21 protein-coding genes are annotated in these 25,606 nt (G+C 68.4%); 12 read left to right on the forward strand and 9 right to left on the reverse strand.

Going from position 1 to position 25,606, the window contains the following annotated elements:
* Positions 1-168 precede the first annotated feature (168 nt).
* From WS51_RS21980 to purT, 4 genes are all read right to left on the reverse strand, one after another.
* A complete protein-coding gene (locus tag WS51_RS21980) occupies positions 169-1,650 on the reverse strand; it encodes a DEAD/DEAH box helicase (RefSeq protein ID WP_472297397.1) in 1,482 nt (493 codons plus the stop codon).
* Between the two features lie 497 nt (positions 1,651-2,147).
* Positions 2,148-2,531 carry an MliC family protein gene (locus WS51_RS21985; protein ID WP_059502684.1) on the reverse strand — a complete coding sequence of 128 codons (384 nt, stop codon included), beginning with the start codon at positions 2,529-2,531 and terminating at the stop codon, positions 2,148-2,150.
* Between the two features lie 82 nt (positions 2,532-2,613).
* Complete coding sequence (locus WS51_RS21990; RefSeq protein ID WP_059448675.1) at positions 2,614-2,808, reverse strand: DUF6726 family protein; 195 nt, start codon at positions 2,806-2,808, stop codon at positions 2,614-2,616.
* A gap of 18 nt (positions 2,809-2,826) precedes the next feature.
* Positions 2,827-4,041, reverse strand: a complete 1,215-nt coding sequence (gene purT / locus WS51_RS21995) for a formate-dependent phosphoribosylglycinamide formyltransferase (protein ID WP_059791572.1) — start codon at positions 4,039-4,041, stop codon at positions 2,827-2,829.
* A 216-nt stretch (positions 4,042-4,257) separates the two neighbouring features.
* Between purT and WS51_RS22000 the strand changes: the two genes are divergently transcribed.
* Together WS51_RS22000 and WS51_RS32900 are read left to right on the forward strand one after the other, a co-directional pair.
* Positions 4,258-4,803 carry an META domain-containing protein gene (locus WS51_RS22000; protein WP_059448673.1) on the forward strand — a complete coding sequence of 182 codons (546 nt, stop codon included), beginning with the start codon at positions 4,258-4,260 and terminating at the stop codon, positions 4,801-4,803.
* Positions 4,804-4,983: 180 nt separating this feature from the next.
* Positions 4,984-10,002, forward strand: a complete 5,019-nt coding sequence (locus WS51_RS32900; protein WP_069229775.1) for a DNA translocase FtsK — start codon at positions 4,984-4,986, stop codon at positions 10,000-10,002.
* Between the two features lie 114 nt (positions 10,003-10,116).
* Here the strand turns inward: WS51_RS32900 and WS51_RS22010 are convergent, their stop codons facing one another.
* Positions 10,117-11,364 carry a lactonase family protein gene (locus WS51_RS22010; RefSeq protein WP_081053846.1) on the reverse strand — a complete coding sequence of 416 codons (1,248 nt, stop codon included), beginning with the start codon at positions 11,362-11,364 and terminating at the stop codon, positions 10,117-10,119.
* 168 nt (positions 11,365-11,532) lie between these two features.
* Here WS51_RS22010 and WS51_RS22015 point away from each other — a divergent pair, with 168 nt between their 5' ends.
* Together WS51_RS22015 and WS51_RS22020 are read left to right on the forward strand one after the other, a co-directional pair.
* Positions 11,533-13,362 (forward strand): glycoside hydrolase family 15 protein, encoded by a 1,830-nt coding sequence (locus WS51_RS22015; protein ID WP_069229776.1) that lies wholly within the window; start codon positions 11,533-11,535, stop codon positions 13,360-13,362.
* A gap of 211 nt (positions 13,363-13,573) precedes the next feature.
* Entirely contained in the window at positions 13,574-15,061 is a 1,488-nt protein-coding gene (locus WS51_RS22020) for a polyhydroxyalkanoate depolymerase (RefSeq protein ID WP_060361046.1), read from the forward strand.
* 97 nt (positions 15,062-15,158) lie between these two features.
* Here WS51_RS22020 and WS51_RS22025 read toward each other — a convergent pair whose 3' ends face one another.
* Positions 15,159-15,791, reverse strand: a complete 633-nt coding sequence (locus WS51_RS22025; RefSeq protein ID WP_059448668.1) for a TetR/AcrR family transcriptional regulator — start codon at positions 15,789-15,791, stop codon at positions 15,159-15,161.
* A 253-nt stretch (positions 15,792-16,044) separates the two neighbouring features.
* On the opposite strand from WS51_RS22025, the gene rsxB reads away from it, so the two are divergent.
* Both rsxB and nth read left to right on the forward strand, forming a co-directional pair.
* Positions 16,045-16,926: an electron transport complex subunit RsxB gene (rsxB, locus tag WS51_RS22030; protein ID WP_059547072.1), complete on the forward strand. Its 882-nt coding sequence runs from the start codon at positions 16,045-16,047 to the stop codon at positions 16,924-16,926.
* The gene (gene nth / locus WS51_RS22035) at positions 16,923-17,567 is read left to right on the forward strand and encodes an endonuclease III (RefSeq protein ID WP_059468177.1); all 645 of its coding nucleotides are present in this window, start codon (positions 16,923-16,925) and stop codon (positions 17,565-17,567) included. Before rsxB ends, nth begins: the two co-directional genes overlap by 4 nt.
* A gap of 119 nt (positions 17,568-17,686) precedes the next feature.
* On the opposite strand, the gene WS51_RS22040 is transcribed toward nth, so the two are convergent.
* Complete coding sequence (locus WS51_RS22040; protein ID WP_069229777.1) at positions 17,687-18,616, reverse strand: DMT family transporter; 930 nt, start codon at positions 18,614-18,616, stop codon at positions 17,687-17,689.
* A 235-nt stretch (positions 18,617-18,851) separates the two neighbouring features.
* Between WS51_RS22040 and WS51_RS22045 the strand changes: the two genes are divergently transcribed.
* A complete protein-coding gene (locus WS51_RS22045) occupies positions 18,852-19,319 on the forward strand; it encodes a DUF1841 family protein (RefSeq protein ID WP_390885647.1) in 468 nt (155 codons plus the stop codon).
* Positions 19,320-19,391: 72 nt separating this feature from the next.
* Here the strand turns inward: WS51_RS22045 and WS51_RS22050 are convergent, their stop codons facing one another.
* Positions 19,392-19,751, reverse strand: coding sequence for a c-type cytochrome (locus tag WS51_RS22050; RefSeq protein WP_059448664.1), 360 nt, complete (start codon positions 19,749-19,751; stop codon positions 19,392-19,394).
* A gap of 41 nt (positions 19,752-19,792) precedes the next feature.
* Complete coding sequence (locus tag WS51_RS22055; RefSeq protein WP_011885616.1) at positions 19,793-20,152, reverse strand: c-type cytochrome; 360 nt, start codon at positions 20,150-20,152, stop codon at positions 19,793-19,795.
* Between the two features lie 256 nt (positions 20,153-20,408).
* Here WS51_RS22055 and WS51_RS22060 point away from each other — a divergent pair, with 256 nt between their 5' ends.
* The 5 genes from WS51_RS22060 (at position 20,409) to WS51_RS22080 (ending at position 25,541) form a co-directional block, all read left to right on the forward strand.
* Entirely contained in the window at positions 20,409-21,251 is an 843-nt protein-coding gene (locus tag WS51_RS22060) for an AAA family ATPase (protein WP_059502697.1), read from the forward strand.
* A gap of 21 nt (positions 21,252-21,272) precedes the next feature.
* Positions 21,273-22,448: a vWA domain-containing protein gene (locus WS51_RS22065; RefSeq protein ID WP_059448662.1), complete on the forward strand. Its 1,176-nt coding sequence runs from the start codon at positions 21,273-21,275 to the stop codon at positions 22,446-22,448.
* 56 nt (positions 22,449-22,504) lie between these two features.
* On the forward strand, positions 22,505-23,716 hold the full coding sequence (locus tag WS51_RS22070) for a benzoate/H(+) symporter BenE family transporter (protein WP_069229778.1): 1,212 nt from the start codon (positions 22,505-22,507) through the stop codon (positions 23,714-23,716).
* Between the two features lie 169 nt (positions 23,717-23,885).
* Positions 23,886-24,839: a transaldolase gene (gene tal / locus WS51_RS22075; RefSeq protein WP_059448660.1), complete on the forward strand. Its 954-nt coding sequence runs from the start codon at positions 23,886-23,888 to the stop codon at positions 24,837-24,839.
* Positions 24,840-25,085: 246 nt separating this feature from the next.
* Positions 25,086-25,541 (forward strand): VOC family protein, encoded by a 456-nt coding sequence (locus tag WS51_RS22080; RefSeq protein WP_059448659.1) that lies wholly within the window; start codon positions 25,086-25,088, stop codon positions 25,539-25,541.
* Positions 25,542-25,606: the final 65 nt, after the last annotated feature.

The raw sequence follows: 25,606 nt of genomic DNA on the forward strand, positions 1-25,606 counted from the left end.
GCACCGACGCATGCGCCGGACCGCCCCGATCGATGCGGCAACGCGTCGTTCTTCTGGGCCGCCTCTTCGCGATTCCTCCCGCCCAATGAAAAACGGGCACATGCTCATCGCATGCACCCGTTTCCGCGGCAGCGCTCGCGCGCCGCGCCGACTGGCTGAACCGCCCGCTTACGCCGACGGCTTGCGCGGCATTCCGAAGCCGCCGAGCAGCGCGGCAACCTGACGCTTCGGGCCCTTCTTTTCGGGCTGCTGCGCGGACTTCGACTCTTCCGGCTGCTGCGCCGGCGCCGACGGTTCATACGGCTTCAGGAAGAAATCGTCGACCGGCGCCTCGTGACGACGGTGATGGCCGCCGCGCTCGGAACCGCCCGTACGACGCGCCGACGTGCCGCGGTGCTCGTCGCGCTCGCGGCGCCCGCCACGTTCGCCGCCCCGCTCACCACCGCGCTCGCCGCCACGCTCGTCGTGACGATGGCGCGCCGGCTTGTCGAGCACGATCGTCTGCACGTCGAGCGGACGCTTGATCAGCTTCTCGATTTCGGCGAGCTGCTTGCGCTCGTTCGGGCTGCACAGCGACAGCGCATCGCCCGTCGCGCCCGCACGGCCCGTGCGGCCGATCCGGTGCACGTAGTCTTCCGCGTTGAACGGCAGGTCGAAGTTGATCACGGCCGGCAGCTCGGCGATGTCCAGACCGCGTGCGGCCACGTCGGTCGCCACCAGCGCTTCGATTTCGCCGCGCTTGAACGCGTCGAGGGCCTGCATCCGCTCGATCTGCGACTTGTCGCCGTGGATCGCCGACGCGACCACGCCGTCGCGCTCGAGGTTGCGCGCCAGCCGGCTTGCGCCGATCTTGCTGTTGCAGAACACGATCACCTGCTTGAGCCCGCGATCGCGCAGCAACTGCACGACCGCGGCCTGCTTGTCGCCTTCGGCGACGTCGTAGACTATCTGCGTGACGTTCGCGTTGGTCGAATTGCTGCGCGCGACTTCGATCGTCTGCGGATTGCGCAGGTAGGTCGATGCGAGCTTCTTGATTTCCGGCGAGAAGGTGGCCGAGAACAGCAGCGTCTGACGCTCCTTCGGCAGCAGGTTCAGGATGCGCTGCAAGTCCGGCAGGAAGCCCATGTCGAGCATCCGGTCGGCTTCGTCGAGCACGAGCATCTGCACCTGCCCGAGGTTGGCCGTCTTCTGCTGCACGTGGTCGAGCAGGCGGCCCGGCGTCGCGATCAGGATCTCGACGCCGCGGCGCAGCTCGGCCATCTGCGGGTTCATGTCGACGCCGCCGAACACGACCGCGCTGCGCAGCGACGTGTGCTTCCCGTACGCATGCACGTTCGCGGCGACCTGGTCGGCGAGCTCGCGGGTCGGCGTGAGGATCAGCGCGCGCACCGGATGGCGCGCGGGCGACGCGCTCGTGTTGGCCTGCGGCAGCAGCCGCTGGAGGATCGGCAGCGAGAAGCTCGCGGTCTTGCCGGTGCCCGTTTGCGCGGCGCCCATGACGTCGCGGCCGGCGAGCACGACCGGAATGGCCTGCGCCTGGATCGGCGTCGGCGTCGTATAGCCCTGCTCCGCAATGGCTTTCAGGATATCGGCGGCAAGGCCGAATTGATCGAAGGTTGCGTCGACTGGCTTGGCGACAGAATCGGACATGGTGGCGTTTCGCTCAAAAGGCGCGGCGGGGACATCGTGCGTCAGGCCGGCCGGGCCTGCGCTCATCACATTTCGGAAGTAGACGGAGCCGCGGCGCGCCGCGCGGCGCCGCTCTGGCGCTTGGGACCGGTTCATTTCGAACATCGGGCGCCACAGGCCGTGCGGACTCCGTTCGGCGCGAATGCCGGCGGAAAGGGCCGTATTGTAGCACTGCGCAGCAATCTGTCCGTGACAACGCCGCGAACGCCCCCGGCGGCGGTTCGCGGCGACCTCCGGCCGGCCGGTCACGGGGAAATGCGTCGAGCGACCGGGCTATGCCGATCGGCCGATGAGAAAAAATCGGGGCCACATGTCGGACATATGCTTCAGGGAAATCGGCAAGCGGCCGACGAGCCCGAGCGTCGCCTGCTCGGCCGGGCCCGGGATCGAACGCGGCGGCCCCCATCGATCGCGGCAATCGGCACGCCCGCGCGGCGGGTGCAAAACGCGCGCGGCGCTCAGCCCTTCTTCTTTTTCTTCTTCTCGACCTGCACGCAGTCGCCGAGCAGCGGAGCCGCATTCTGGTCGGCAATCTCGTCGCGCAGCGTCCCTTCCTTGCCCTTCGTCCACCAGGTATAGCGCCCGGCCTGGTAGCGCACGCCCGACGCCGAAACGGTATCGACGAACAGCAGCTGCTGCCCGTTGACCGGCACGAGCGCGAAGCTCTGGCCGTTGCCTGCGCGCCAGTACGACACGCGCACCGGCTGCTTCTGGTTCGCGCACTGATAGACGGTCTGCACGCGGGCATCGGCGTCGATCTCCTCGACGGTCAGTTGCGCGGCATGCGCGACGGAGACGGCGGCGCCGGCCAGCGCGAGCGCGGCGAAGGTTTGGCGAATCATGCAGGTCCTCTCACGAGACGGGTGGAAGCGCGCCCTCGCGGGGCGCGCGGTTATCGTTGATCATCGGTCGAGCGTTCGACGTTCAGGGATCGATGACGTCGGCGCACGCGTCGGTCGGCGCGGCCGCGACATGGCCGACGAGCGGCACGATCTTCAGCCCGGCCGAGGCGACCCGGCACGGCGCGGCCGCAAGGCCGCACCCCGCGAGACTCGCGATCAGCGCCAGTGCGGCGCCCACCTTGCCGAAACGGCCGATCCGCCGCCATGTCGATGCCATCGTGCTCTCCTGATCGCGTCAGCGCGCCGACACGGGCCGCACGGCCGCTGCGGCGCGCTTCGCGCGTTCGCGGGCTTCGTCGACGGTCGCGCCGGTCGCGACGGCGACGCCCATGCGCCGCTTCGCGAAGCTTTCCGGTTTGCCGAACAGGCGCAGGTCGGCGCCCGGCACGGCCAGTGCGTCGCGCACGCCCTCGAACGCGATGCCGCGCTCGTCGAGGCCGCCGTAGATCACCGCCGACGCGGCCGGCGAGCCGAGCGCCGGATCGACCGGCAGCCCGAGAATCGCGCGCGCGTGCAGTTCGAATTCCGACTGGCGCTGCGACGCGAGCGTCACGAGGCCGGTGTCGTGCGGCCGCGGGCTCACCTCGGAGAACCACACGTCGTCGCCGCGCACGAACAGCTCGACGCCGAACAGCCCGCGCCCGCCGAGCGCCTCGGTCACCTTGTGCGCGATCTCGCGCGACTTTTCCAGCGCGACGGCGCTCATCGGCTGCGGCTGCCACGATTCGACGTAATCGCCGGCCACCTGCACGTGCCCGACCGGCTCGCAGAAGTAGGTGCGCGTGTCGAGCGTCGCGGGATCGATCGCGCGCACGGTCAGCTGCGTGATCTCGTAGTCGAAGTCGATGAAGCCCTCGACGATCACGCGGCCGTGGTTCACACGGCCGCCGGCCATTGCGTAATCCCACGCAGGCTTCACGTCGGCCTCGGTCCGCACGACCGACTGCCCCTTGCCCGACGACGACATCACCGGCTTCACGACGCACGGCATGCCGATCTTCGCGACAGCCGCGCTGAATGCGTCGAACGACTCCGCGAACGCGTACGGCGAAGTCGCCAGCCCGAGCTCCTCGGCCGCGAGACGGCGAATGCCCTCGCGGTTCATCGTGAGTTGCGTCGCGCGCGCGGTCGGAATCACCTCGGCCAGGCCGGCCGCCTCGATCGCCGCGAGCGCATCGGTCGCGATCGCCTCGATCTCCGGCACGATCAGGTGCGGGCGCTCGGCCTCGACGACCGCGCGCAGCGCGGCCGCGTCGGTCATGTCGATCACGTGCGCGCGATGCGCGACCTGGTGGCCCGGCGCGTCCGGATAACGGTCGACGGCAACGACTTCGACGCCGAGCCGCTGCAACGCGATGATGACTTCCTTGCCGAGCTCGCCCGCGCCGAGCAGCATGACGCGCGTGGCCGAGGGTGAAAGCGGCGTACCGAGCCGCTGACCGATCTGCATGTGATTTCCCGCTGGTTCTGTTGGAGGACGAAAACGGCTTCGATGTTAACACGCGCATCCGTGCCGGACCGGCCGGTTTCGTCGCGTCGCCGCGTGGCCGCGCGAGGCCGGCCGGAAGGTTGCGAACGTTTTCGCGCGCGAAGTGTCGGCTCGCCTCGCGCGGCGCGGGTGCGTTACTCTTACGCCTTGATCAGAATCCGATGAGGAACGAGGCTCATGTCCCACCTGTCCGCCGCCGCACGCGCACGCATCGGCCTGCTGCGCCCGTTGCGCGCGCCGCTCTGCGCGTTGACGCTTGCCACGCTTCTCGCCGCCTGCGCAATGCCGACCCACCCCGATTCCGCCGCCCCCGCACCCGATCCGTACAACCCCGCCGCCGTCCAGCTGCTCGACGATACGAGCTGGGAGCTCACGAGCTGGGTGAACGCCGACGGCACGCCGCGCACGATTCCGCACGGCGACAACGGCGAACCGATCAAGCTCGCGCTGTCCTCCGAATCGGGCGTGCGGCGCGCCAGCGGCTTTTCCGGCTGCAACCGCTACATGGGCACCTATGCGCTCAAGAACGGGCTGCTGAGTTTCGGGCCGCTCGCCGGCACGCGCATGGCATGCCCGAACACGCTCGGCGGCCAGCTCGAGCACGCGTACCTCGATGCGCTCGAGCACATCGCGAAGACCGGCGTGCAGATGCGCGAACCGCAGCAACTGCAGATCGTGACCGAGGCTGGCGCGACGCTGACCTTCACGCGCCGGAGCCCCTGATGCAGCGCGCGGGCGAAGGCCGCCCGGCCGCCTTCGCCACGCGCGAATCCCGCGCGAACGCGTCGCGCCGCCCGGCAGCGTGTCGACGCCGTCACGCTGCGTTGGAGTCCTGTTCGCCGGCCGGTTAAACTCGGCGGGTCGCGCCCCGCGCGCCCCGCCCTCTTCCTGTTTCATCAAAGCATGCACACGGTTGTCTTCGGCTGGTTCGGCATCTCCGCCGTCTGGTTCCTCCTTCTCATCTGGCGTCTCGTTCAGGCGATGCTGCCCGGCGGCGCCGGGCTCGCCGGGCGCGGCTCGATTCGCCTCTGGCTCGGCTTCGCGGCCGTGTTCGTCGCGAGCTGCACGCTGACGAGCCCGCTGTCGGGCCCCGACACGAATGCGCTCGGCCACGCGTTCTCGAACGGCTTCGCGCATGTGCTCGGCCCGATCGGCACGCCGGTCGCGATGGTCGTCCTGTTCTTCGCGGGCCTGCCGTGGCTGACCGGCATCGGCTGGCGCCAGTTCGCCGCGTGGGTCGACACGTCGTTCGGCGTCAAGCTCGCGCGCGACATCGGCGACGACGACGTGCGCGGTGTCGCCGACCTGCCGCGCAACGCGCTGCATCGCGACGACGACATCGTGCAGCCGACCACCGCACACACCGTCAACTCGATGGCGCCGCGGCAGAACGGCCGCTATTCGCGCCCGACGTTGTGGAAACCGGATCCGCAGGCGCGGCCGAAGCCGCGCGGCAACGCGGCGCCGCGCCCGCTCGCCGAGCCGGTCGCGCCGTCGGGCTGGCTGAAACCGACGTCGGCTCATCGCATGCCGCCGCCCGTAGCGGGCACGACGAGCGCCATGCCGCCCCCGACGACAGGCAGCACGGCCAGCCTCGCGCGGGCCGCCGCGAATGCTCAGATGCCGCGCCCGAATCCGGCCCCGCTTCCGGCCGGGTTCGAGCCCGTTCGGCCGCAACCGACCGCCGCGCGACCGGCCGCAGCCGCATTGAAGCAGCCGACCGCACCGCGCACGGCGGTCACGCCGCGCCCGGCCGCAGCGACGCCGCCGCGCACGCCCGCACGCCCGGTGACGGGCGGCGGCGCAGCCGGCCAGTCGCAGGACGCGGCACGGCGCCGCCCCGCGCCGCCGGTCCCGGCGCGCGCGCCGCTCTACGCATGGGTGCAGCAGCCCGCGGAGCCGATCACGCCGGCGCCGAGCGTTCACGATACGTTGCGCTCGATCGAGGCCAGCACCGCGCAATGGGCGACGCTGGACGATGTGCGGGCGCCCGATGCGGCGGCGGCGAAGGCCGCCGCGGCGACGATGGCCGGGGCGGTGGCGGCGACAGCGAGCGTCGCGGGGTCGGCATCGGCAGCAGCAGCACCGGTCGCGGCATCGACCGCCGTACCCGGCGGGATTGCCGCGGGCGCGCATCATGCCGCGCCCCACGACGCAGGCCTTCCTGACGTGCATGAAGCCGCGCCGGCATACGACGACGCACCGATCGTGCTGGATGCATTCATGCCGGTCGAGCCGAGCGCGCACGCGCCGGTCGTCAATGCAGGCGCGCCGGCATTCGGCGAGGCTGTGCAGCATGCCGTGCCCGATCCCGGCGTCGAGACCGATGCACCTACGCGTGATGCGCACGGCAAGCATCGGGATGATGCCGATGCTCCCGCCGCGCCGGTATTCGATTCCCCGATCGACTTTGCACCCTGGGAAGACATCGTCAGCCCGCCCGTTTCCGACCTCGGCGCAGCGCATGAAAGCCCGATCGCTGCGCCGCTGTCCGACGCGGCTGCGTCGGTGGCGACGAGCAAGGATGTCGATACGCATCCGGTCGCCGTCGCCCCGAGCGCACACGCGACGAGCGGCGCCGCCGATGTGAAGGACGCGGCAACGGTCGCAGTCGGTCACGACGAGTCGCGATCCACGCCGTCCGCCGGTACCGCCGTATCCGTCGATACGAAACAAGACACACTCGCGGCTCAGGACGTCGTGAAGCCTGTCCAGCAGGTGGCACCGACCGCTCCCCTGCCCGCTTCGTCGATCGCAGCATCAGCGACGTCGCCGCTTACCGATGCAACGCCCGTGGCAGCAGCGACACCGACGGCTGCAGACACGTCGAACTCCGCACCGGCCGACACCGTAACGGGAACGGCCTCACATCCTGCAACAGCGCCCGGCGGAGAAGCGGCACCGTCGGCTGCCGACACGCAACGCGCCGTGCAACCCGCACCAGCTGCGTCGCCCTCCACGATCGCGGAACCTGCGTCCGTCAATGTCACGGCGTCCGCATCGTGGTCGAAACCGCTGTCAGTAGAACCCTCCTCTGCGGCGCAGACGATTCCGGCATCTTCCGCATCGTCGCGCGTCGGCAGCGCGCCGGGCCATGACGCACCGACACCGGTGAACGCATCGAACAGCACACCTGCCGCCGCGACGCCGTCGTTGCCCGCCATGACGAGCACCGCCTCCTGGTCGCCGTCGCAACCGCCAGCATCTGTGGCGTCCGTTGCATCGCCCGAGCCGACCGTGCCGGCACGCACCACTGGGACCGCCTACGTTTCGAGCGGCCACGTGCCGGCTGCGGCGTCATCGGCGCTCGGTGCGACGATCACGCCGGCAAACGCCCACACGCATTCGACGAGTGCCGCGGCCCAGCCCACTGCGCAGCCGTCCGCCTCCGCGACGACGTCCGCTCCGACGGTTGCGAACGGAGCCTCGGGGGTGACCGCGACACAACCTTCTGCGGCCGCGCCGGGCATGGCGGCAAAGACGTCTGCCCTGACGCCCGCGATGACTGCGTCCGGTCCGGCCACGTCGCAGTCGTCGGCAACCGCGCCGACCGTGGCAGCCGCGACGGCCGCCGCATCGACTGGCACGTCCTTCGGCGCAATCGCATCGCAACCCGCGCAAGACACGCAGCACGCGCAGGGATCGCCTGCGGTCGCGTCTATCGCTCCGTCGGGCAGCACCTTTACCGCTGCGTCGACCGCATCGGCGACGCCTTCGGCAGCAACGACGCACCGCACGCCGGACGCTTGGTCGCCCGGCATGCCGGCCACGTCGAACGGCGCAGCGCAGGCCGCCGCCGGTACTACTTCTGTCGCCGCCGCTGCGGTCGTTCCGGCGCCGTCTTCCGGCACACTGGCCGCGACGAGCACGATCGCTGCCGCTGCACCCGCCGCGTTTGGCGGCACACCCGCCGCGACGGGAAGCGCGCCAAGCTCCTTCGCCACGACCGCCCCCGCGACGGCATCGGCCGCGTCCGCGACTTCCGCGACTTCCGCGACTTCCGCGACTTCCGCGACTTCCGCGACTTCCGCGACTTCCGCGACCTCCGCGACCTCCGCGACCTCCGCGACCTCCGCGACCGAATCCGTCCCGGCAATGCCGACCTTCCCGGCACCCGGCGGATTCATCGGCACGGCGACACAGGCGCAACCCATCGCGTCCGCGCCGGCGCCGCAGGCCCAGCCGTTCACCACCCCGCTGGCTCCTGCTGCCGCATCGGCAAGCGTGCCGACGCCCGGCGCCGGCACGCCACCCGCGGCAACCGGCATCGCCATCCCGGCCATCCCGGCCGTCACGGCCGTACCGCCTGCAGGCACGACACTCCCCGAGCCCGCCGTACCGTCGGCCCCCGTCGAATCGAGCGCCCCGGCCCCGGACGCGTCGACCGCACCCGCGCGCCAGCCGCGCCCGAACGCATTCGAATTCCACGCACCTGCGTCGTTCAACGTCGAACTGCCGACGCTCGACCTGCTCGAACCCGCGTCCGACGACGTCGAAACGATCACCGAGGAACACCTCGCGCAGACGGCCCAGGTCATCGAGCAGCGCCTGCAGGAATTCAAGGTGCCGGTGACCGTGGTCGGCGCATCGGCGGGCCCGGTGATCACGCGCTTCGAGATCGAGCCGGCGCTCGGCGTGCGCGGCAGCCAGATCGTCGGCCTGATGAAGGACCTGTCGCGCGGCCTCGGCCTCACGTCGATCCGCGTCGTCGAGACGATTCCCGGCAAGACCTGCATGGGCCTCGAGCTGCCGAACGCGAAACGCCAGATGATCCGCCTGTCGGAAATCCTCGAATCGCGCCAGTACCAGCATTCGGCGTCGCAGCTCACGATCGCGATGGGCAAGGACATCACGGGCCACCCGGTCGTCACCGATCTCGCGAAAGCGCCGCACATGCTCGTCGCCGGCACGACGGGTTCGGGCAAGTCGGTCGCGATCAACGCGATGATCCTGTCGCTGCTGTACAAGGCGACGCCCGAGGACGTGCGGCTCATCATGATCGACCCGAAGATGCTCGAGCTGTCGGTCTACGAAGGTATTCCGCACCTGCTGGCGCCGGTCGTCACCGACATGAAGCTCGCGGCGAACGCGCTGAACTGGTGCGTCGGCGAAATGGAAAAGCGCTACCGGCTGATGTCGGCGGTCGGCGTGCGCAACCTCGCGGGCTTCAACCAGAAGATCCGTGACGCGGAGGCGAAGGAAAAGAAGATCGGCAACCCGTTCTCGCTGACGCCCGACGACCCCGAGCCGCTATCGAAACTGCCGCTGATCGTCGTCGTGATCGACGAGCTGGCCGACCTGATGATGGTTGCCGGCAAGAAGATCGAGGAGCTGATCGCCCGTCTCGCGCAGAAGGCACGCGCGGCCGGCATCCATCTGATCCTCGCGACGCAGCGCCCGTCGGTCGACGTGATCACCGGCCTCATCAAGGCGAACATCCCGACACGCGTCGCGTTCCAGGTGTCGTCGAAGATCGACTCTCGCACGATTCTCGACCAGATGGGCGCCGAATCGCTGCTCGGCCAGGGCGACATGCTGTTCCTGCCGCCGGGCACGGGCTATCCGCAGCGCGTGCACGGCGCGTTCGTCGCGGACGAGGAAGTGCACCGGATCGTCGAATACCTGAAGCAGTTCGGCGAGCCGCAGTACGAGGAAGGCATTCTCGACGGCCCGGCGGCCGACGGCGCGACGCAGGACCTGTTCGGCGATGCGCCGGATGCGGAAGCCGATCCGCTGTACGACGAAGCGGTCGCATTCGTCGTGCGTACGCGGCGCGCGTCGATCTCGTCGGTGCAGCGCCAGTTGCGCATCGGCTATAACCGCGCCGCGCGCCTCGTCGAGCAGATGGAAGCGGCCGGCCTCGTGTCGTCGATGGGCATCAACGGCAGCCGCGAGGTGCTCGTGCCGGCCGCGGCCGACTGAGCACGGCGGCCCACGGCCGATACGGGCGTTGCGCGCAAGCGGCCGCCCGGACGAAACAAGGGCGCTGCCTCGGCAGCGCCCTTTTCCATTTGCCGCGTGACATTTACCGCGCGATTACTGCGCCACCGGCACCAGCTTGAAGTCCACCGGGCTGCCGACCGCCACCTTCTGCGGATTCGGGCCGAGCAGACCCGTTTCGACGTCGCGGCTGAATACGTAAAACGTGTCGCTGTCCTGGTTGCCGACGATCAGCCACTTGCCGGTCGGATCGATCAGGAATTCGCGCGGTGTCTTGCCGAGGCTCGACTGATGCCCGACGGTCTTCAGCCGGCCGTCGGCCTTGTTCACCGCGTAGATCACGATGTCGTTCACGTCGCCGCGGTTGCTCGCGTACAGGAAGCGGCCGTCCGGCGACAGGTGGATCGCGCCGCCGCCGACCTTGCCCTTGAAGCCGGGCACCGTCATCGGCAGCGTCTCGATCGGCGTCAGCTTGCCGTCGTGGTAGCCGAACACCTCGACCGACGCGTTGAGCTCGCTCGTCACGTACGCGAACCGGCCGTCGGCGCTGAACACCATGTGACGCGGGCCGGAGCCGGGCTTCACCGGCGTATAGCGCGTGTCGGTCGGGCTGATCAGCCCGCGGCTGCCATCGACCGTGTAGCGGTAGCCGTAGATCTTGTCCGCGCCGAGATCCTGCACGAACAGGTAACGGCCGTCGGGCGAAAACACCGTCGAGTGCACGTGCGCGCCGTCCTGGCGCCCCTTCACGGGCCCGGTGCCTTCGTGGTGCACCGTCAACACCGCCGTGCCGACCGCCCCGCCGTCGCGGACCGGGAACACCGCGAAGCTGCCGCCCGGATCGGCCGCGACCGAGTAGTTGGCCGTGACGAGGTACTTGCCGTCCGGCGACAGCGCGAGATAGCAAGGATCGTTCCCTTCGGACGACACGCGGTCGATGAACGTGAGCGCGCCCGTCTTCGGATCGAAGCCGAACGCGCTGACGCCGCCGCGCTGCGTCGCCGGGCCGTTGTCGCCGGGCAGTTCGTTGACCGCGTAGACGGTGCGACCGTCGCGGCTCGGCAACAGATAGGACGGATTCACGGTCTTGGCCGACGACACGGGCGCGACACCGCCCGTTTTCGTATCGAAGCGGTACACGTAGATCCCGTCGCTGCCGTGTCCCGTATAGGTGCCGACGAGCAGGTTGTAGACGCCGTCGGCCGGTGCCTGGGATTGCTGGGCGAACGCATGGGTCGCGGACAAGGACAGCACGATCGCGAAACCTTTCATCCAGTGAGCGAGCCCAAGCGGGAACCCTCGTGTCGAAGCGCGTGCGTCACGCTCGCGTAAACGGCTGGGCATTGAATCCTCCTTGCATCGAGTCGCTTCAAGTGTTGAGATAGGACGAAACGCCGGCCGTTCATGCGCTCCGCCGCCGCCTGGCCGAGTATACGGGGCGCGACGCCGCAGCGTGAAGCCAGAGCGCCGCAGCCTGCATTGTGAACTCGAATACCCAAGGACCGCTTGCCCATGCCCGCCCTGATCGAAGACTACGCGCTCGTCGGCGACGGCCACACCGCCGCGCTGATCTCGAAAGACGGCTCCGTCGACTGGCTCTGCTGGCCCCGCTTCGATTCGGGCGCCTGCTTCGCGGCGCTGGTCGGCACGCCGGAGCACGGCCGCTGGCTGCTCGCGCCGGCCAGCGACGCCGCGATCACGCACACGACGCGCCGCTATCGCGGCGACACGCTGATCCTCGAAACCGACTACGAAAGCGCGGACGGCGCCGTCACCGTGATCGACTTCATGCCGCCCGGCAACGGCTGGTCGGAACTCGTGCGGATCGTCGTCGGCCGGCACGGCACGATGAAGATGCGCATGGAACTCGTGTTGCGCTTCGACTACGGTTTCTCGATCCCGTGGGTCACGCAGCTCACGCGTGAAAGCGGGATGAAGGCAATCGCCGGTCCCGATACGGTCGTGCTGCGCACGCCGGTGCCGCTCACCGGCAAGAACCTTCACACGCTCGCCGAATTCAAGGTGAACGCCGACGAGCGCGTGCCGTTCTCGCTCGGCTATGCGGCGTCGCACCTGCGGCTGCCGCCCGCGCGCGATCCGCTGTCGATGCTCGCCCGCACCGAGAACTACTGGCTCGAATGGTCGGGCCGCTGCCAGGTGCAGGGCCGCTACGCGGCCGCCGTGCGCCGCTCGCTGATCACGCTGAAGGCGCTCGCGTACGAGCCCACCGGCGGGATCGTCGCGGCGCCCACCACGTCGCTTCCGGAGAAGATCGGCGGCAACCGCAACTGGGACTACCGCTACTGCTGGCTGCGCGACGCGACGATCACGCTGCTCGCGCTGATGCGCGGCGGCTACTACGACGAGGCGCGCGCGTGGCGCACGTGGCTCGGCCGCGTGATGGCCGGCTCGCCCGAGCAAATCCAGATCATGTACGGGATCGCCGGCGAGCGCCGGCTGCCGGAAATGGAGCTCGACTGGCTGCCCGGCTACCAGGACTCGAAACCGGTGCGCGTCGGCAACGGTGCCGCGAACCAGCTCCAGCTCGACGTATTCGGCGAAGTGATGGCAGCGCTGCACCTCGCGCGCGTCGGCGGCCTGCAGGCGGACGACACGGTGTGGTCCGTCCAGTGTTCGCTGCTCGACCATCTCGAGAAAATCTGGCAGGAGCCCGACGAGGGCATCTGGGAGACGCGCGGCGGCCGCCGCCATTTCACGTTCTCGAAGGTGATGGCGTGGGTCGCGTTCGACCGCGCGATCAAGTCGGCGGAGATGTTCCGGCTGCCCGCGTCGCTCGACCGCTGGCGCGCGCTGCGCGACCGGATCCATGCCGACGTCTGCGACAACGCGTGGCATGAAGGCAAACAGGCGTTTGCGCAGAGCTACGGCAGCGACGAGCTCGACGCGAGCGTGCTGCTGATGCCGCTGCTCGGCTTCCTGCCGCCGGAGGACCCGCGCATCGTCGGCACGGTCGATGCGATCGAGCGGGAATTGCTGCACGACGGCCTCGTGATGCGCTACCGAACGACGGAGTACGACGACGGCCTGCCGCCCGGCGAAGGCACGTTTCTCGCGTGCAGCTTCTGGCTGGTCGACAACTACGCGCTGCTCGGCCGAATCGACGACGCGCACCGGCTCTTCAGCCGCCTGCTCGCGCTGTCCAACGACCTGGGGCTGCTCGCCGAGGAATACGACCCGGTCGAGGGCCGACTCGTCGGCAACTTCCCGCAGGCGTTCTCGCACGTGGCGCTGGTGCATACCGCGATGAACCTGATGCACCACGAGGACGCCATGGCGCGCGCGGCGGGCCAGCCGGCGCCGGCCGTCGCGACGGGACGCTGAGCGGGGGCGGAGCGGCTTCTTCAGAGATCGTCAATTCGCAAAAGTTTGATGAAAAATCCGGGAAATGTTGCATTGCACCACCGATCGTTGTCCGATATGATCGATTCGATTGTCCGGCTGCACTGCAACATGGCCGGTCGCTGACCCACACGGCACGCCGCGACGCCCCACGCCGCCCTTGCGCACCGTCCCCCACGCGGGAGTAGTCTGCATGCTTTACCAATTGCACGAATTCCAGCGGGCGATGCTGAGCCCGCTCACGGCTTGGGCCCAGGCCGCCTCCAAATCGTTCGCCAATCCGTCCAGCCCGTTCTCGCTGATGCCCGGCGCGACGCGGATGGCCGCCGCGTACGAGCTGATGTACCGGCTCGGCAAGGATTACGAGAAGCCCGAATTCAACATTCATCAGATCGTCAAGGACGGCCACAACATCCCGATCGTCGAGCAGACGATCATCGAGAAGCCGTTCTGCCGGCTGCTGCGCTTCAAACGCTATTCGGACGACGCCGATGCCGTCACGCAATTGAAGGACGAGCCGGTCGTGCTCGTCTGCGCGCCGCTGTCGGGCCACCACTCGACGCTGCTGCGCGACACCGTGCGCACGCTGCTGCAGGATCACAAGGTGTACATCACCGACTGGATCGACGCGCGGATGGTGCCGGTCGAAGTCGGCCCGTTCCACCTGCACGACTACATCGCGTACATCCAGGAATTCATCCGCCACATCGGCGCGCGCAACCTGCACGTGATCTCCGTATGCCAGCCGACCGTGCCGGTGCTCGCGGCGATCTCGCTGATGGCGAGCCGAGGCGAGGACACGCCGCTCACGATGACGATGATGGGCGGCCCGATCGACGCGCGCCGCAGCCCAACGTCGGTGAACTCGCTCGCAACGCAACACTCGACCGCGTGGTTCGAGAACAACGTGATCCACACGGTGCCCGCGAACTATCCGGGCGAAGGCCGCCACGTCTATCCGGGCTTCCTGCAGCACACGGGCTTCGTCGCGATGAATCCGGAACGCCACGCGCAATCGCACTGGGACTTCTACCAGAGCCTGCTGCGCGGCGACGAGGATGACGCCGAGGCACACCGCCGCTTCTACGACGAGTACAACGCGGTGCTCGACATGGCGGCCGAGTACTACCTCGAGACGATCCGCGTCGTGTTCCAGGAATTCCGGCTCGCGGAAGGCACATGGGACGTCGAAGGCGAGCGCGTGCGCCCGCAGGACATCAAGCACACCGCGCTGATGACGATCGAGGGCGAACTCGACGACATCTCGGGCAGCGGCCAGACACACGTCGCGCACGAGCTGTGCACCGGCATCCCGCAGGACGACCGCCGCAGCCTGACCGCCGAGAAGTGCGGTCATTACGGGATCTTCTCGGGCCGCCGCTGGCGCACGATCATCTATCCGCAACTGCGCGACTTCATCCGCGAGCACGCGCCGGAACCGAAGAACGGCGCGGCGAAGCTGCCTGCCGATGCGCAGGACGCCACCACGATCGGTGCCGCGCCGGCCGCCACGCCGCAGCACGAGTCGACGGCGCGCGCGACCGCCGCGAAGCGCACGCGCGCGAAGGCGCCGGCCGTGAGCGTTGCGCCCGCCAAGACGGCCAGCGCGAAGGCAGCACCGGCCGCGAAACGCGCGGGCGGCACGCGCGCCAAACCCGTTCGCGCGCGCAAGGCCGCCTGACACACCGCGTTCGGACGCAAAAACGCCGCCGTTGCTTGCGCACGGCGGCGTTTTTCTATCCGGCGGCCCGGCGTGGCCCGCCAATTGGCGCGCGGGCTCAGCGTCGCAACAGATACGCGAGCAGCACCTCGGTATTCATCCTGACCATCTCCGCGCGCTCGTCGGCTTCGCTGAAGTCGCGGCCGAGTGTCGCAGCGAGCGTGAAGCGGTTCGACACGATGTAGTAGCCGAGCCCCGACAGCGTCACGTAGAAGCGCAGCGGATCGACGTCGCTGCGAAACAGACCGGCCTTCTGGCCGCGCATCAGCACGTTGCCGAGCTTCGCGACGATCGGCGACATCATCTCGCGGATCCGCGTCGACTTGTGCAGGTAGCGCGCTTCGTGCAGGTTCTCGTTGTTGATGAGCCGCAGCAGCTCCGGATGATCGCGGTAGTAATCCCACACGAAGTGCGCGAGCCGCGTGACGGCCTCGACCGGCGCGACGCCATCGAGATCGAGCACGCGCTCGGCGTCGGTCAGCGCGGAGAACGCGTGTTCGAGCACGGCCGTAAACAGCTGCTCCTTGCTGCCGAAGTAGTAATAGAGCATGCGCTCGTTGGTTTCGGCCCGGCGCGCGATCTGGTCGACGCGTGCGCCGAACAGCCCTCCACTCGCGAACTCTTCGGCGGCCGCCATCAGGATGCGGCGGCGGGTACCTTCAGGATCTCTTTTGATTTTTGGCTGATTCATGGTGGCGTTTTGCTATGTGAGCCGCGTGATCCGGACCGGCACCCCCACCGCCTCGGCGCCGGCTGCCCTGGAACGAGCGCACCGCATGCGGCCGCCCCCCTGCTGAGCCCCTGCAAAAAAGCGGTTCGATTATGCGCACAGACAGCGTCCAGCGCAATGCGGGAAATCGGCGATAATCAAGGTTTGGCAAACCTTTCCGGTCGCGGGCATACGCGGCCGAGAGCCATTCGGCGCTGCTGCGCCCGTTGTCACCGTGACCGATTCCAAGACCCTCGCGGATCGCATCGAAGATCTGCTTCCCCAGACCCAATGCACGAAGTGCGGCTATGACGGCTGCCGTCCGTACGCCGACGCGATCGCCGCCGGCGATGCCAACTACAACCAGTGCCCGCCAGGTGGCGCCGAAGGCATCGCACGCCTCGCGAAGCTGCTCGGCAAGCCCGTGATCCCGCTGAACCCCGTCAACGGCACCGAGCATCCGCGCGCCGTCGCGTTCATCGACGAAAGCCTGTGCATCGGCTGCACGCTGTGCATGCAGGCATGCCCGGTCGACGCGATCGTCGGCGCACCGAAGCAGATGCATACGATCGTCGAATCGCTGTGCACGGGCTGCGACCTGTGCGTGCCGCCCTGCCCGGTCGACTGCATCGCGATGGTTCCCGTCACCGGCGAGCGCACCGGCTGGGACGCATGGTCGCAGGAACAGGCGGACGCCGCACGCGAACGCCACGATCGGCGGCTCGCCCGCCAGCGTCGCGAACGCGAGGCCGCCGAAGCGCGCGCCGCCGCCCGCCGCGCGGCCAGTGCGGGCTCGGCCAAGGCGGCGCCGGCCGCCGCACAGCCAGGCGCCGCGGCCGACGACGCCGAAGCGAAGAAGCGCGCGATCATCGCCGCCGCGCTCGAGCGCGCTCGCAAGAAGAAGGAAGAACTGTCGGAGCAAGGCGCCGGGCCGAAGAACACCGAAGGCGTGAGCGCGGCCGTGCAGGCGCAGATCGACGCGGCCGAAGCCCGCCGCAAGCGGCTCGCCGAACAGCAGGCGCAGCGCGACGCCGAGGCCGCCGGCAACGATCACGACGCCCCGAACAACGACGACCGGAACAGCCCGAGCACGGCGCCCGACAAGAACCGTTCATGAACGCCTCCAAACGACGCGCGATCTACGAAACGCTGCAGAGCCTCAATCCGCATCCGACCACCGAGCTCGAATACACGACGCCGTTCGAGCTGCTGATCGCGGTGATGCTGTCGGCGCAGGCGACCGACGTGTCGGTCAACAAGGCGATGCGCAAGATGTTCCCGGTGGCGAACACCCCGCGACAAATCGTCGCGCTCGGTGAAGAAGGCGTCGCCGACTACATCAAGACGATTGGCCTGTACCGCACCAAGGCGAAGAACGTGATCGCGACGTGCAACATCCTGCTCGAACGCTACGACGGCGAGGTGCCGGCCGATCGCGAAGCGCTCGAAAGCCTGCCGGGCGTGGGCCGCAAGACCGCGAACGTCGTGCTGAATACCGCGTTCGGCCAGCCGACGATCGCGGTCGACACGCATATCTTCCGCGTCGCGAATCGCACGGGGCTTGCGCCGGGCAAGGACGTGCGAGCCGTCGAGGCCGCGCTCGAGAAGTTCACGCCGAAGGAATTCCTGCACGACGCACATCACTGGCTGATTCTGCACGGTCGCTATGTGTGCAAGGCCCGCAAGCCCGAATGCTGGCACTGCGCGATCGAGCCTCTGTGCGAATTCCGGCCGAAGACACCGCCGCCGAACGAGTGAGCGGCGGGCGCGTGACGCGCGCCATGCATCACGCATCACGCGCCCGGCGTGCCCGGTGCCCCGCGCACCACGCGGCACCGACCACGCGCCGTTGAGCACCCGCCGGATTCCCTTCCCTGCTATGCGTTGGATGTCGCCGTCGCGTCGTCGGCGGCCGCACCGCCCGCACGCACGAGCGCCAGCACCGCCGCGAGGATCGCGACGCCGCCCGCCCACTGCAACGGCGACAGCGCCTCACCGAACAGCAGCGCCGCGAGCGCGACCGTCACGACCGGTTCGAGCGTCGACAGCATCGACGTGCGCGCGGCGCCCAGCCGCTCGAGCCCGGCGAAGAACGCGAGCATCGCGGCCACCGTCGACACCAGCGCGATCGCCAGCATCGACGCCCAGCCGGCGGGCGTCGCCGGCCAGCGCGGCGGCGCGCCGAACGCGGCGGTCCGCACGATCGCGATCGCGATGAGCGTCGCGGTCGCCGACAGGCAGATGATCGCGGTGGTCGCGAGCGGATCGACACCGCGCGTCGCCTTCGTGCCGCCGACGATGTACAGCGAATAGATCACCGCGGCGGCCAGCGCGAGCGCGATGCCGAGCGGCTCGCCGTGGCCGCCGCCCACCATCAGCGCGGAACCGGCGACACAGAGCACGAGCGCGACCGCCTTCGCGCGCGTGAGACGCTCGCCGAGCCACCACGCGGCCAGCAGCGTGACGAATGCCGGATACAGGTACAGCAGCAGCGCGACGAGGCTCGCCTGCGCATGCTGGAGCGCGCTGAAATAGCAAAACGACTGCCCGACGTAGCCGAGCGCGCCCATCGCCACGAGCGGCGCGAGCGCATGGCCGCGCGGCCATGCGACGCGGCGGTGCCGGGCGATCGCGGCAAGGACCGCGCCGCCGATCGCGAAGCGCACGATCAGCAGCCCGAGCACGTCGACGCCGGCCGCATACGCGTAGCGGCCGAAGATTGCCATCGCGCCGAATGCGGCGGCGGACAGCGCGACATAGAGCGCGCCCTGCAGCGCGGCGGACGATAAGCGAACGGTGGCGGACATGATGGAACGGTGTGAGCGCGACGACGGCAATCGTCGGAGTGTAGCGGCCCGGCGGCCGGCGGCCTAGCCCGCGCTTACCCGTTGCGCGGCGCCGCGGCCCGCGCTGGCCAATGCGGATCGACGTCGCCGCTGCGTCACGCGGCGCGCTCCGCCGGCCGCAAGCCGCCGTCCACCGCCCAGGCATCACCCGCCGCCAGCGCCGTGCGCCGACCCGGCGTACAATGCGCGACGCGGCATGACGCCGCCCGAATCACCACGCGTTCCCACCATGTTCAATCCGAGTCGCGACGAGGTCCGTCGCTTTTTCACCGAGACCTGGCGCAAGCAGCGCGCCGGCGAGATCCTGACGCCGCTGGAAGCGATGGCAGCCGACTGGATCGTCGAGCATCCCGAATACCACGACGACCTCGCGGACGCCGACGGCGCCGCCGCGCGCAACTACACGCCCGAGGAAGGCCGCACGAACCCGTTCCTGCACCTGTCGATGCACCTCGCGATCAGCGAGCAGCTGTCGATCGACCAGCCGCCCGGCATCCGCGCCGCGCACGACAAGCTGGCCGCGAAGCTCGACTCGACCCACGAGGCGCAGCACATGATCATGGAATGCCTCGGCGAGACGATCTGGGAAGCGCAACGCACCGGCACGCCGCCCGATACGGACGCGTACCTGCAGCGCATCCTGCGCCGCGCGTCGCGCGACTGAGCGCCGCGGACAAAAAAATACCCCGCCGCGGCGGGGTACGCTGGCTGCACGGACCGGCAAGGCCCGGCGCGCTTACTTCTTGAAGACGAGATCGGTCTCTTTCAGCGACTCGATGTAGGCCGCGATGTCCTTCATGTCGTTGACCGACAGGTTCTGCACCTGCGCCTGCATGATCGCGTTGTTGCGGCCGAGCAGCGGGTTCGTCAGGCCCATCTGGTACTGGCGCATCGCCCATACGAGATAGTCGGCGTGCTGGCCGGCGAGGCGCGGATACTCTGCGTTGATCGGCTTGTTCAGCTGCGCGCCGTGGCAGGCCGCGCAGTTGTGCGACTCGACCAGTTCCTTGCCCTTCACGGTGTCCGCCGCATGCGCGGTACCGATCGCGAGGCCGGCCGCCAGTGCAACCGCTGCCGTCTTGAATGCGTTGTTCATGAATGCTCCTGTCCCGCCGGTAAGAATCGGCGGCGCGCGCTTTACTTGTAGGGATTGTCCTTCGTGTCGGCCTTCTGGGCGGCGTAGTAGGCCGCCAGATCCGCGATGTCCTGATCCGTCAGCGAACCGGCGATCGCGTTCATCGACGGGAAGTGACGATCCTTCTTGCGGTAGGCCTTCAGCGCGTTCTCGAGGTATTGCTGGTTCTGGCCACCGAGGACCGGCACCCGGTAGACCTCCGGGTACGCCGCGCGGTAATCCTGGATGCCGTGGCAACCGATGCACATGGCGGCCTTGCTCGCCCCGTCCTTCGGGTTGCCGACCACACCGGCCGCCTGCGCGCTGCCCGCGAGCGCCACGAGCGCTGCGACAACGACGTGTTTGCCGACAAATTTGTTCATAGCTCTTGTAACCTAGCTTGAGGGGAAACTGGCGCCGAAGCGGCAACGGCCCGCGCCGTTTTGCTTATCGGATCGCCACGCAGGCCAAAAAAAACGGCCAGATTGTACCGCGTCGGCGGGGAACGCGTCCATATGGCGCCCCGGTCCGCCCCGCCGCAGCCCCGCCGCAGCCCCGCAACGATACGCGGCAGCGGGCCAACCGGACAGCCCTTCTGACTTATACTGGGTTTTTTTGCGACCAGGAAAGAGCGCCGCCATGCGTTTCGAAGGATCCTCGCACTACGTCGCCACCGACGACCTGAAGCTCGCGGTCAACGCCGCACTGACGCTGCAGCGCCCGCTGCTGATCAAGGGCGAGCCCGGCACCGGCAAGACCATGCTCGCCGAGGAAGTGGCGGCCGCGCTCGGCATGCCGCTGCTGCAGTGGCACATCAAGTCAACGACGAAGGCGCAGCAGGGGCTGTACGAATACGACGCGGTATCGCGGCTGCGCGACTCGCAGCTCGGCGACGAGCGCGTGAAGGACATCGCGAACTACATCGTGAAGGGTGTGCTGTGGCAAGCGTTCGACGCCGAGCGCCCGAGCGTGCTGCTGATCGACGAGATCGACAAGGCCGACATCGAATTCCCGAACGACCTGCTGCGCGAGCTCGACCGCATGGAATTCCACGTGTACGAGACGCGCGAGACGATACGTGCCAAGCACCGCCCGCTCGTGATCATCACGTCGAACAACGAGAAGGAACTGCCCGACGCGTTCCTGCGCCGCTGCTTCTTCCACTACATCCAGTTCCCCGATGCGGCGACGATGCAGAAGATCGTCGCGGTTCACTTCCCGAACATCCGCGAAGAGCTGCTGCACGCGGCGCTGCAGAGCTTCTTCGAGTTGCGCGGCGTGTCGGGGCTGAAGAAGAAGCCGTCAACCTCCGAACTGCTCGACTGGCTGAAGCTGCTGCTCGCCGAGAACATCCCGGCCGACGCGCTGCGCGGCGCCGACGCGAAGCAGATCGTGCCGCCGCTCGCCGGCGCGCTGCTGAAGAACGAGCAGGATCTGAGCCTGCTCGAGCGCCTCGTCTACATGAACCGGCACAACCGGTAACCCACCCGCGAAGGCCCGGCCATGCTGCTCAATTTCTTCTACGCGCTGCGCGCAGCCAAGCTGCCCGTCTCGGTGAAGGAATACCTGACGCTGCTCGAATCGCTGAAGGCCGGGCTGATCTCGCCGTCGATCGACGCGTTCTACTTCCTCGCGCGAATGACGCTCGTGAAGGACGAGCAGTACTTCGACAAGTTCGACCAGGCGTTCGGCGCGTATTTCCATGGCGTGTCCGCGCTGCCGTCCGACGCGTTCGACATTCCGCTCGACTGGCTCGAGAAGCGTCTGGAGCGCGAACTGTCGCCGGAGGAAAAGGCGCAGATCGAAGCGATGGGCGGCCTCGACAAGCTGATGGAGCGCCTGAAGGAACTGCTCGACGAGCAGAAGGAACGCCACGAAGGCGGCAACAAGTGGATCGGCACCGGCGGCACGTCGCCGTTCGGGCACGGCGGCTACAACCCGGAAGGCGTGCGCATCGGCGGCCCGTCGAACGGCAACCGCACCGCGGTCAAGGTATGGGAGGCGCGCGCATACCGCGACTACGACGATTCGGTCGAGATCGGCACGCGCAACATCAAGGTCGCGTTGCGGCGCCTGCGGCGCTTCGCGCGCGAAGGCGCGGCCGAAGAGCTCGATCTGCCGGGCACGATTCGCAGCACCGCCGCGAACGCCGGCTGGCTCGACCTGCGGATGGTGCCCGAGCGTCACAACAACGTGAAGGTGCTGATGCTGCTCGACGTCGGCGGCTCGATGGACGACCACATCAAGCGCACCGAGGAACTGTTCTCGGCCGCGAAGGCGGAATTCAAGCATCTCGAGTTCTACTACTTCCACAATTGCGTGTACGACCACCTGTGGAAGAACAACCGCCGCCGCCATTCCGAGCGCACCGCGACGTGGGACGTGCTGCACAAGTTCACGCCCGACTACAAGCTGATCTTCGTCGGCGACGCGACGATGAGCCCGTACGAGGTGCTGCAACCGGGCGGCTCGGTCGAATACAACAACCCGGAAGCCGGCGCCGTCTGGCTGCGCCGCCTCGCGGACCAATTCCCCCACCATGCGTGGCTGAACCCCGAGCCCGAGCGGCTATGGGAGTACCGGCAATCGGTCGCGGTGATCCGCGACCTCCTCGGCCAGCGCATGTATCCGCTCACGCTCGCGGGCCTCGAAACCGCGATGCGCGCACTCAGCAAATAACGAACCCACCCTGCAGAAACGAAGGCCGCGTCCGAGCGGCCTCCTCCGGAGATAGCATGAACCCTTCGCCTACCGCGAGCGCGGGCCGCGCCGGCGGCCGCCGCTTTTTCGCCGATACGTCCGTCTCCGCGCTCGTCGCCGGCTTCGTCGCGATGATGACGGGCTACACCAGCTCGCTCGTGCTGATGTTCCAGGCCGGCCGCGCCGCGCACCTCACCGACGCGCAGATCTCGTCGTGGATCTGGGCGCTGTCGATCGGCATGGCGCTGACGACCATCGGCCTGTCGCTGCGCTTTCGCGCGCCCGTCGTCGTGGCGTGGTCGACGCCCGGCGCCGCGCTGCTGATCGCGTCGCTGCCCGGTGTGCCGTACGCCGAAGCCATCGGCGCGTTCGTCGTGTGCGCGCTGCTGCTGACCGCGGTCGGCGTGAGCGGGCTGTTCGACACGCTGATGCGGCGCATTCCGGCCGGCATCGCGGCCGCGTTGCTCGCCGGCATCCTGTTCGAGATCGGCATCGAGATCTTCCGCGCCGCGCAGTTCCAGACCGCGCTCGTGCTCGCCATGTTCTTCACCTACCTGATCGTCAAGCGGCTCGCGCCGCGCTATGCGATCGTCACGACGCTGCTCGTCGGCACCGCGGTGGCCGGCAGCCTCGGCCTGCTCGACTTCAGCCGCTTCCAGATCGCGCTCGCGCAGCCCGTGTTCACGATGCCCGCATTCTCGGTCGCATCGATCGTCAGCATCGGCATTCCGCTGTTCGTCGTCGCGATGGTGTCGCAGAACGTGCCGGGCATCGCGGTGCTGCGCGCCGACGGCTATTCGACGCCGTCGTCGCCGCTCATCGCGACCACCGGCCTCGCATCGCTGCTGCTCGCGCCGTTCGGCTCGCACGGCGTGAACCTCGCGGCGATCACCGCGGCGATCTGCACGGGCCCCGAGGCGCACGAGGATCACGCGAAGCGCTACACCGCCGCCGTGTGGTGCGGCACGTTCTACCTGATCGCCGGGATCTTCGGCGCGACGATCGCCGCGCTGTTCGCGGCGCTGCCGAAGGCGCTCGTCGTGTCGGTCGCCGCGCTCGCGCTGTTCGGCTCGATCATGAGCGGGCTCGCGAACGCGATGCAGGACGTGAAGCAGCGCGAAGCCGCGCTCGTCACGTTCATGGTCACCGCATCGGGCCTCACGCTGCTGTCGATCGGCTCGGCGTTCTGGGGGCTCGTCGCGGGGATCGTCACGCAGGTGATCCTGAATGCGCGGCGCCCAGCGTAGCGCCACGTGGTGCGGCCCCGCACCGCAAACGGTTCGCCCAAAACGTGCGCGACGCGATTCGGGCCTAAAATAGTGGATCGGAGGCGGCGCCGGGCGCCGCCTCGCTTCGCCGCCGCGCTCGCGCGGCCCGTGAGAACCCCGGCGCCTTGCGCCCTCCTCCCGAATCGCCATGACTACCGCACTCGACCAGCTGAAGCAGTACACGACCGTCGTCGCCGACACGGGCGATTTCCAGCAGCTTGCGCAATACAAGCCGCAGGATGCGACCACGAATCCGTCGCTGATCCTGAAGGCCGTCCAGAAGGACGCGTACAAGCCGATTCTCGAGAAAACCGTCCGCGATCATCGCAACGAAAACACCGATTTCATCATCGACCGCCTGCTGATCGCATTCGGCACCGAGATCCTGAAGCTGATCCCGGGCCGCGTGTCGACCGAGGTCGATGCGCGCCTGTCGTTCGACACGCAGCGCTCGATCGACAAGGGCCGCGAGCTCATCAAGCTGTACGAAGCCGCCGGCATCGGCCGCGAGCGCATCCTGATCAAGCTCGCGTCGACGTGGGAAGGCATTCGCGCCGCCGAGGTGCTGCAGAAGGAAGGGATCAAGTGCAACATGACCCTGCTTTTCTCGCTCGTTCAGGCCGCCGCATGCGCGGAAGCCGGCGCGCAGCTGATCTCGCCGTTCGTCGGCCGCATCTACGACTGGTACAAGAAGCAAGCCGGCGCCGAGTGGGACGAAGCGAAGAACGGCGGTGCGAACGATCCGGGCGTGCAGTCGGTGCGGCGCATCTACACGTACTACAAGACGTTCGGCTACAACACCGAAGTGATGGGCGCGAGCTTCCGCACGACGAGCCAGATCACCGAGCTCGCGGGCTGCGACCTGCTGACGATCAGCCCCGATTTGCTGCAGAAGCTGCAGGAAAGCACCGACACCGTGGCGCGCAAGCTGTCGCCCGATGCGCTGCAGGACAAGCCGACCGAGCGCGTCGCGATCGACGAGGCGTCGTTCCGCTTCCAGCTGAACGACGAAGCGATGGCAACGGAGAAACTGGCCGAAGGCATCCGCGTATTCGCCGCCGACGCGGTGAAACTCGAGAAGCTGATCGATGCGCTGCGCTGAACCGTGCCACACGTGACGGCTGTCAGTTGAACTGTCAGCAGGCCTGACAACAGCCGTCAGCACGCGCGCCGAACGGCCGCGAACCTCGTGTTCGCGGCCGTTTTTATTTTTCATTCCATCGTCAAGCGCGCGCACTACAATCCACGTCACGAGTGCGCCGGCCGCATCCCGGCGCACTCTTCCCGGTCAACTTCGGAAGTACCCGGGCAGGCACCGGCACGCCGGCCCGGTCAACAGGAGACAACGATGCAAGTCCAACCGTACCTGACGTTCTACGGCCGTGCGGAAGAGGCCCTTCAGTTCTACGAAAAGGCGCTCGGCGCGAAGACGATGTTCAAGATGCACTTCAAGGATGCGCCGCCGAATCCCGATTACCCGATGTCGCCGGAGATGAGCGACAAGGTGATGCATGCGAGCTTCACGATCGGCGACTCGATGATCATGTGCTCGGACGGTGATTGCAGCCAGCCGGGCGGCGGCACGCACGCCGGCTATTCGCTGTCGCTGAACCCGGCGACGGTCGAGGAAGGCCAGAAGCTGTTCAACGCGCTCGCCGACGGCGGCGAAGTGACGATGCCGTTCGGCAAGACGTTCTGGGCGCTCGGCTTCGGCATGGCCAAGGATCGCTTCGGCGTGCACTGGATGGTCAACGTCGAGGACCTGTCGCAACGCGAGGATCTCGCGAAACGCGCGCAAGGCTGACGCCTGCAAAAACGCCCGCCACTTCGCGGTGGCGGGCGTTCGTTTTGCTGCACGATGCGCGGCAA

The organism is Burkholderia territorii (assembly GCF_001718335.1).
Lineage (GTDB): Bacteria > Pseudomonadota > Gammaproteobacteria > Burkholderiales > Burkholderiaceae > Burkholderia > Burkholderia territorii.

Bases quoted from the DNA above. Each gene is read 5' to 3' on its own strand.
- WS51_RS21980 (WP_472297397.1), bottom strand. From the start codon at position 1,650: ATGTCCGATTCTGTCGCCAAGCCAGTCGACGCAACCTTCGATCAATTC.
- WS51_RS21985 (WP_059502684.1), bottom strand. From the start codon at position 2,531: ATGATTCGCCAAACCTTCGCCGCGCTCGCGCTGGCCGGCGCCGCCGTC.
- WS51_RS21990 (WP_059448675.1), bottom strand. From the start codon at position 2,808: ATGGCATCGACATGGCGGCGGATCGGCCGTTTCGGCAAGGTGGGCGCC.
- purT (WP_059791572.1), bottom strand. From the start codon at position 4,041: ATGCAGATCGGTCAGCGGCTCGGTACGCCGCTTTCACCCTCGGCCACG.
- WS51_RS22000 (WP_059448673.1), top strand. From the start codon at position 4,258: ATGTCCCACCTGTCCGCCGCCGCACGCGCACGCATCGGCCTGCTGCGC.
- WS51_RS32900 (WP_069229775.1), top strand. From the start codon at position 4,984: ATGCACACGGTTGTCTTCGGCTGGTTCGGCATCTCCGCCGTCTGGTTC.
- WS51_RS22010 (WP_081053846.1), bottom strand. From the start codon at position 11,364: ATGCCCAGCCGTTTACGCGAGCGTGACGCACGCGCTTCGACACGAGGG.
- WS51_RS22015 (WP_069229776.1), top strand. From the start codon at position 11,533: ATGCCCGCCCTGATCGAAGACTACGCGCTCGTCGGCGACGGCCACACC.
- WS51_RS22020 (WP_060361046.1), top strand. From the start codon at position 13,574: ATGCTTTACCAATTGCACGAATTCCAGCGGGCGATGCTGAGCCCGCTC.
- WS51_RS22025 (WP_059448668.1), bottom strand. From the start codon at position 15,791: ATGAATCAGCCAAAAATCAAAAGAGATCCTGAAGGTACCCGCCGCCGC.
- nth (WP_059468177.1), top strand. From the start codon at position 16,923: ATGAACGCCTCCAAACGACGCGCGATCTACGAAACGCTGCAGAGCCTC.
- WS51_RS22040 (WP_069229777.1), bottom strand. From the start codon at position 18,616: ATGTCCGCCACCGTTCGCTTATCGTCCGCCGCGCTGCAGGGCGCGCTC.
- WS51_RS22045 (WP_390885647.1), top strand. From the start codon at position 18,852: ATGACGCCGCCCGAATCACCACGCGTTCCCACCATGTTCAATCCGAGT.
- WS51_RS22050 (WP_059448664.1), bottom strand. From the start codon at position 19,751: ATGAACAACGCATTCAAGACGGCAGCGGTTGCACTGGCGGCCGGCCTC.
- WS51_RS22055 (WP_011885616.1), bottom strand. From the start codon at position 20,152: ATGAACAAATTTGTCGGCAAACACGTCGTTGTCGCAGCGCTCGTGGCG.
- WS51_RS22060 (WP_059502697.1), top strand. From the start codon at position 20,409: ATGCGTTTCGAAGGATCCTCGCACTACGTCGCCACCGACGACCTGAAG.
- WS51_RS22065 (WP_059448662.1), top strand. From the start codon at position 21,273: ATGCTGCTCAATTTCTTCTACGCGCTGCGCGCAGCCAAGCTGCCCGTC.
- WS51_RS22070 (WP_069229778.1), top strand. From the start codon at position 22,505: ATGAACCCTTCGCCTACCGCGAGCGCGGGCCGCGCCGGCGGCCGCCGC.
- tal (WP_059448660.1), top strand. From the start codon at position 23,886: ATGACTACCGCACTCGACCAGCTGAAGCAGTACACGACCGTCGTCGCC.
- WS51_RS22080 (WP_059448659.1), top strand. From the start codon at position 25,086: ATGCAAGTCCAACCGTACCTGACGTTCTACGGCCGTGCGGAAGAGGCC.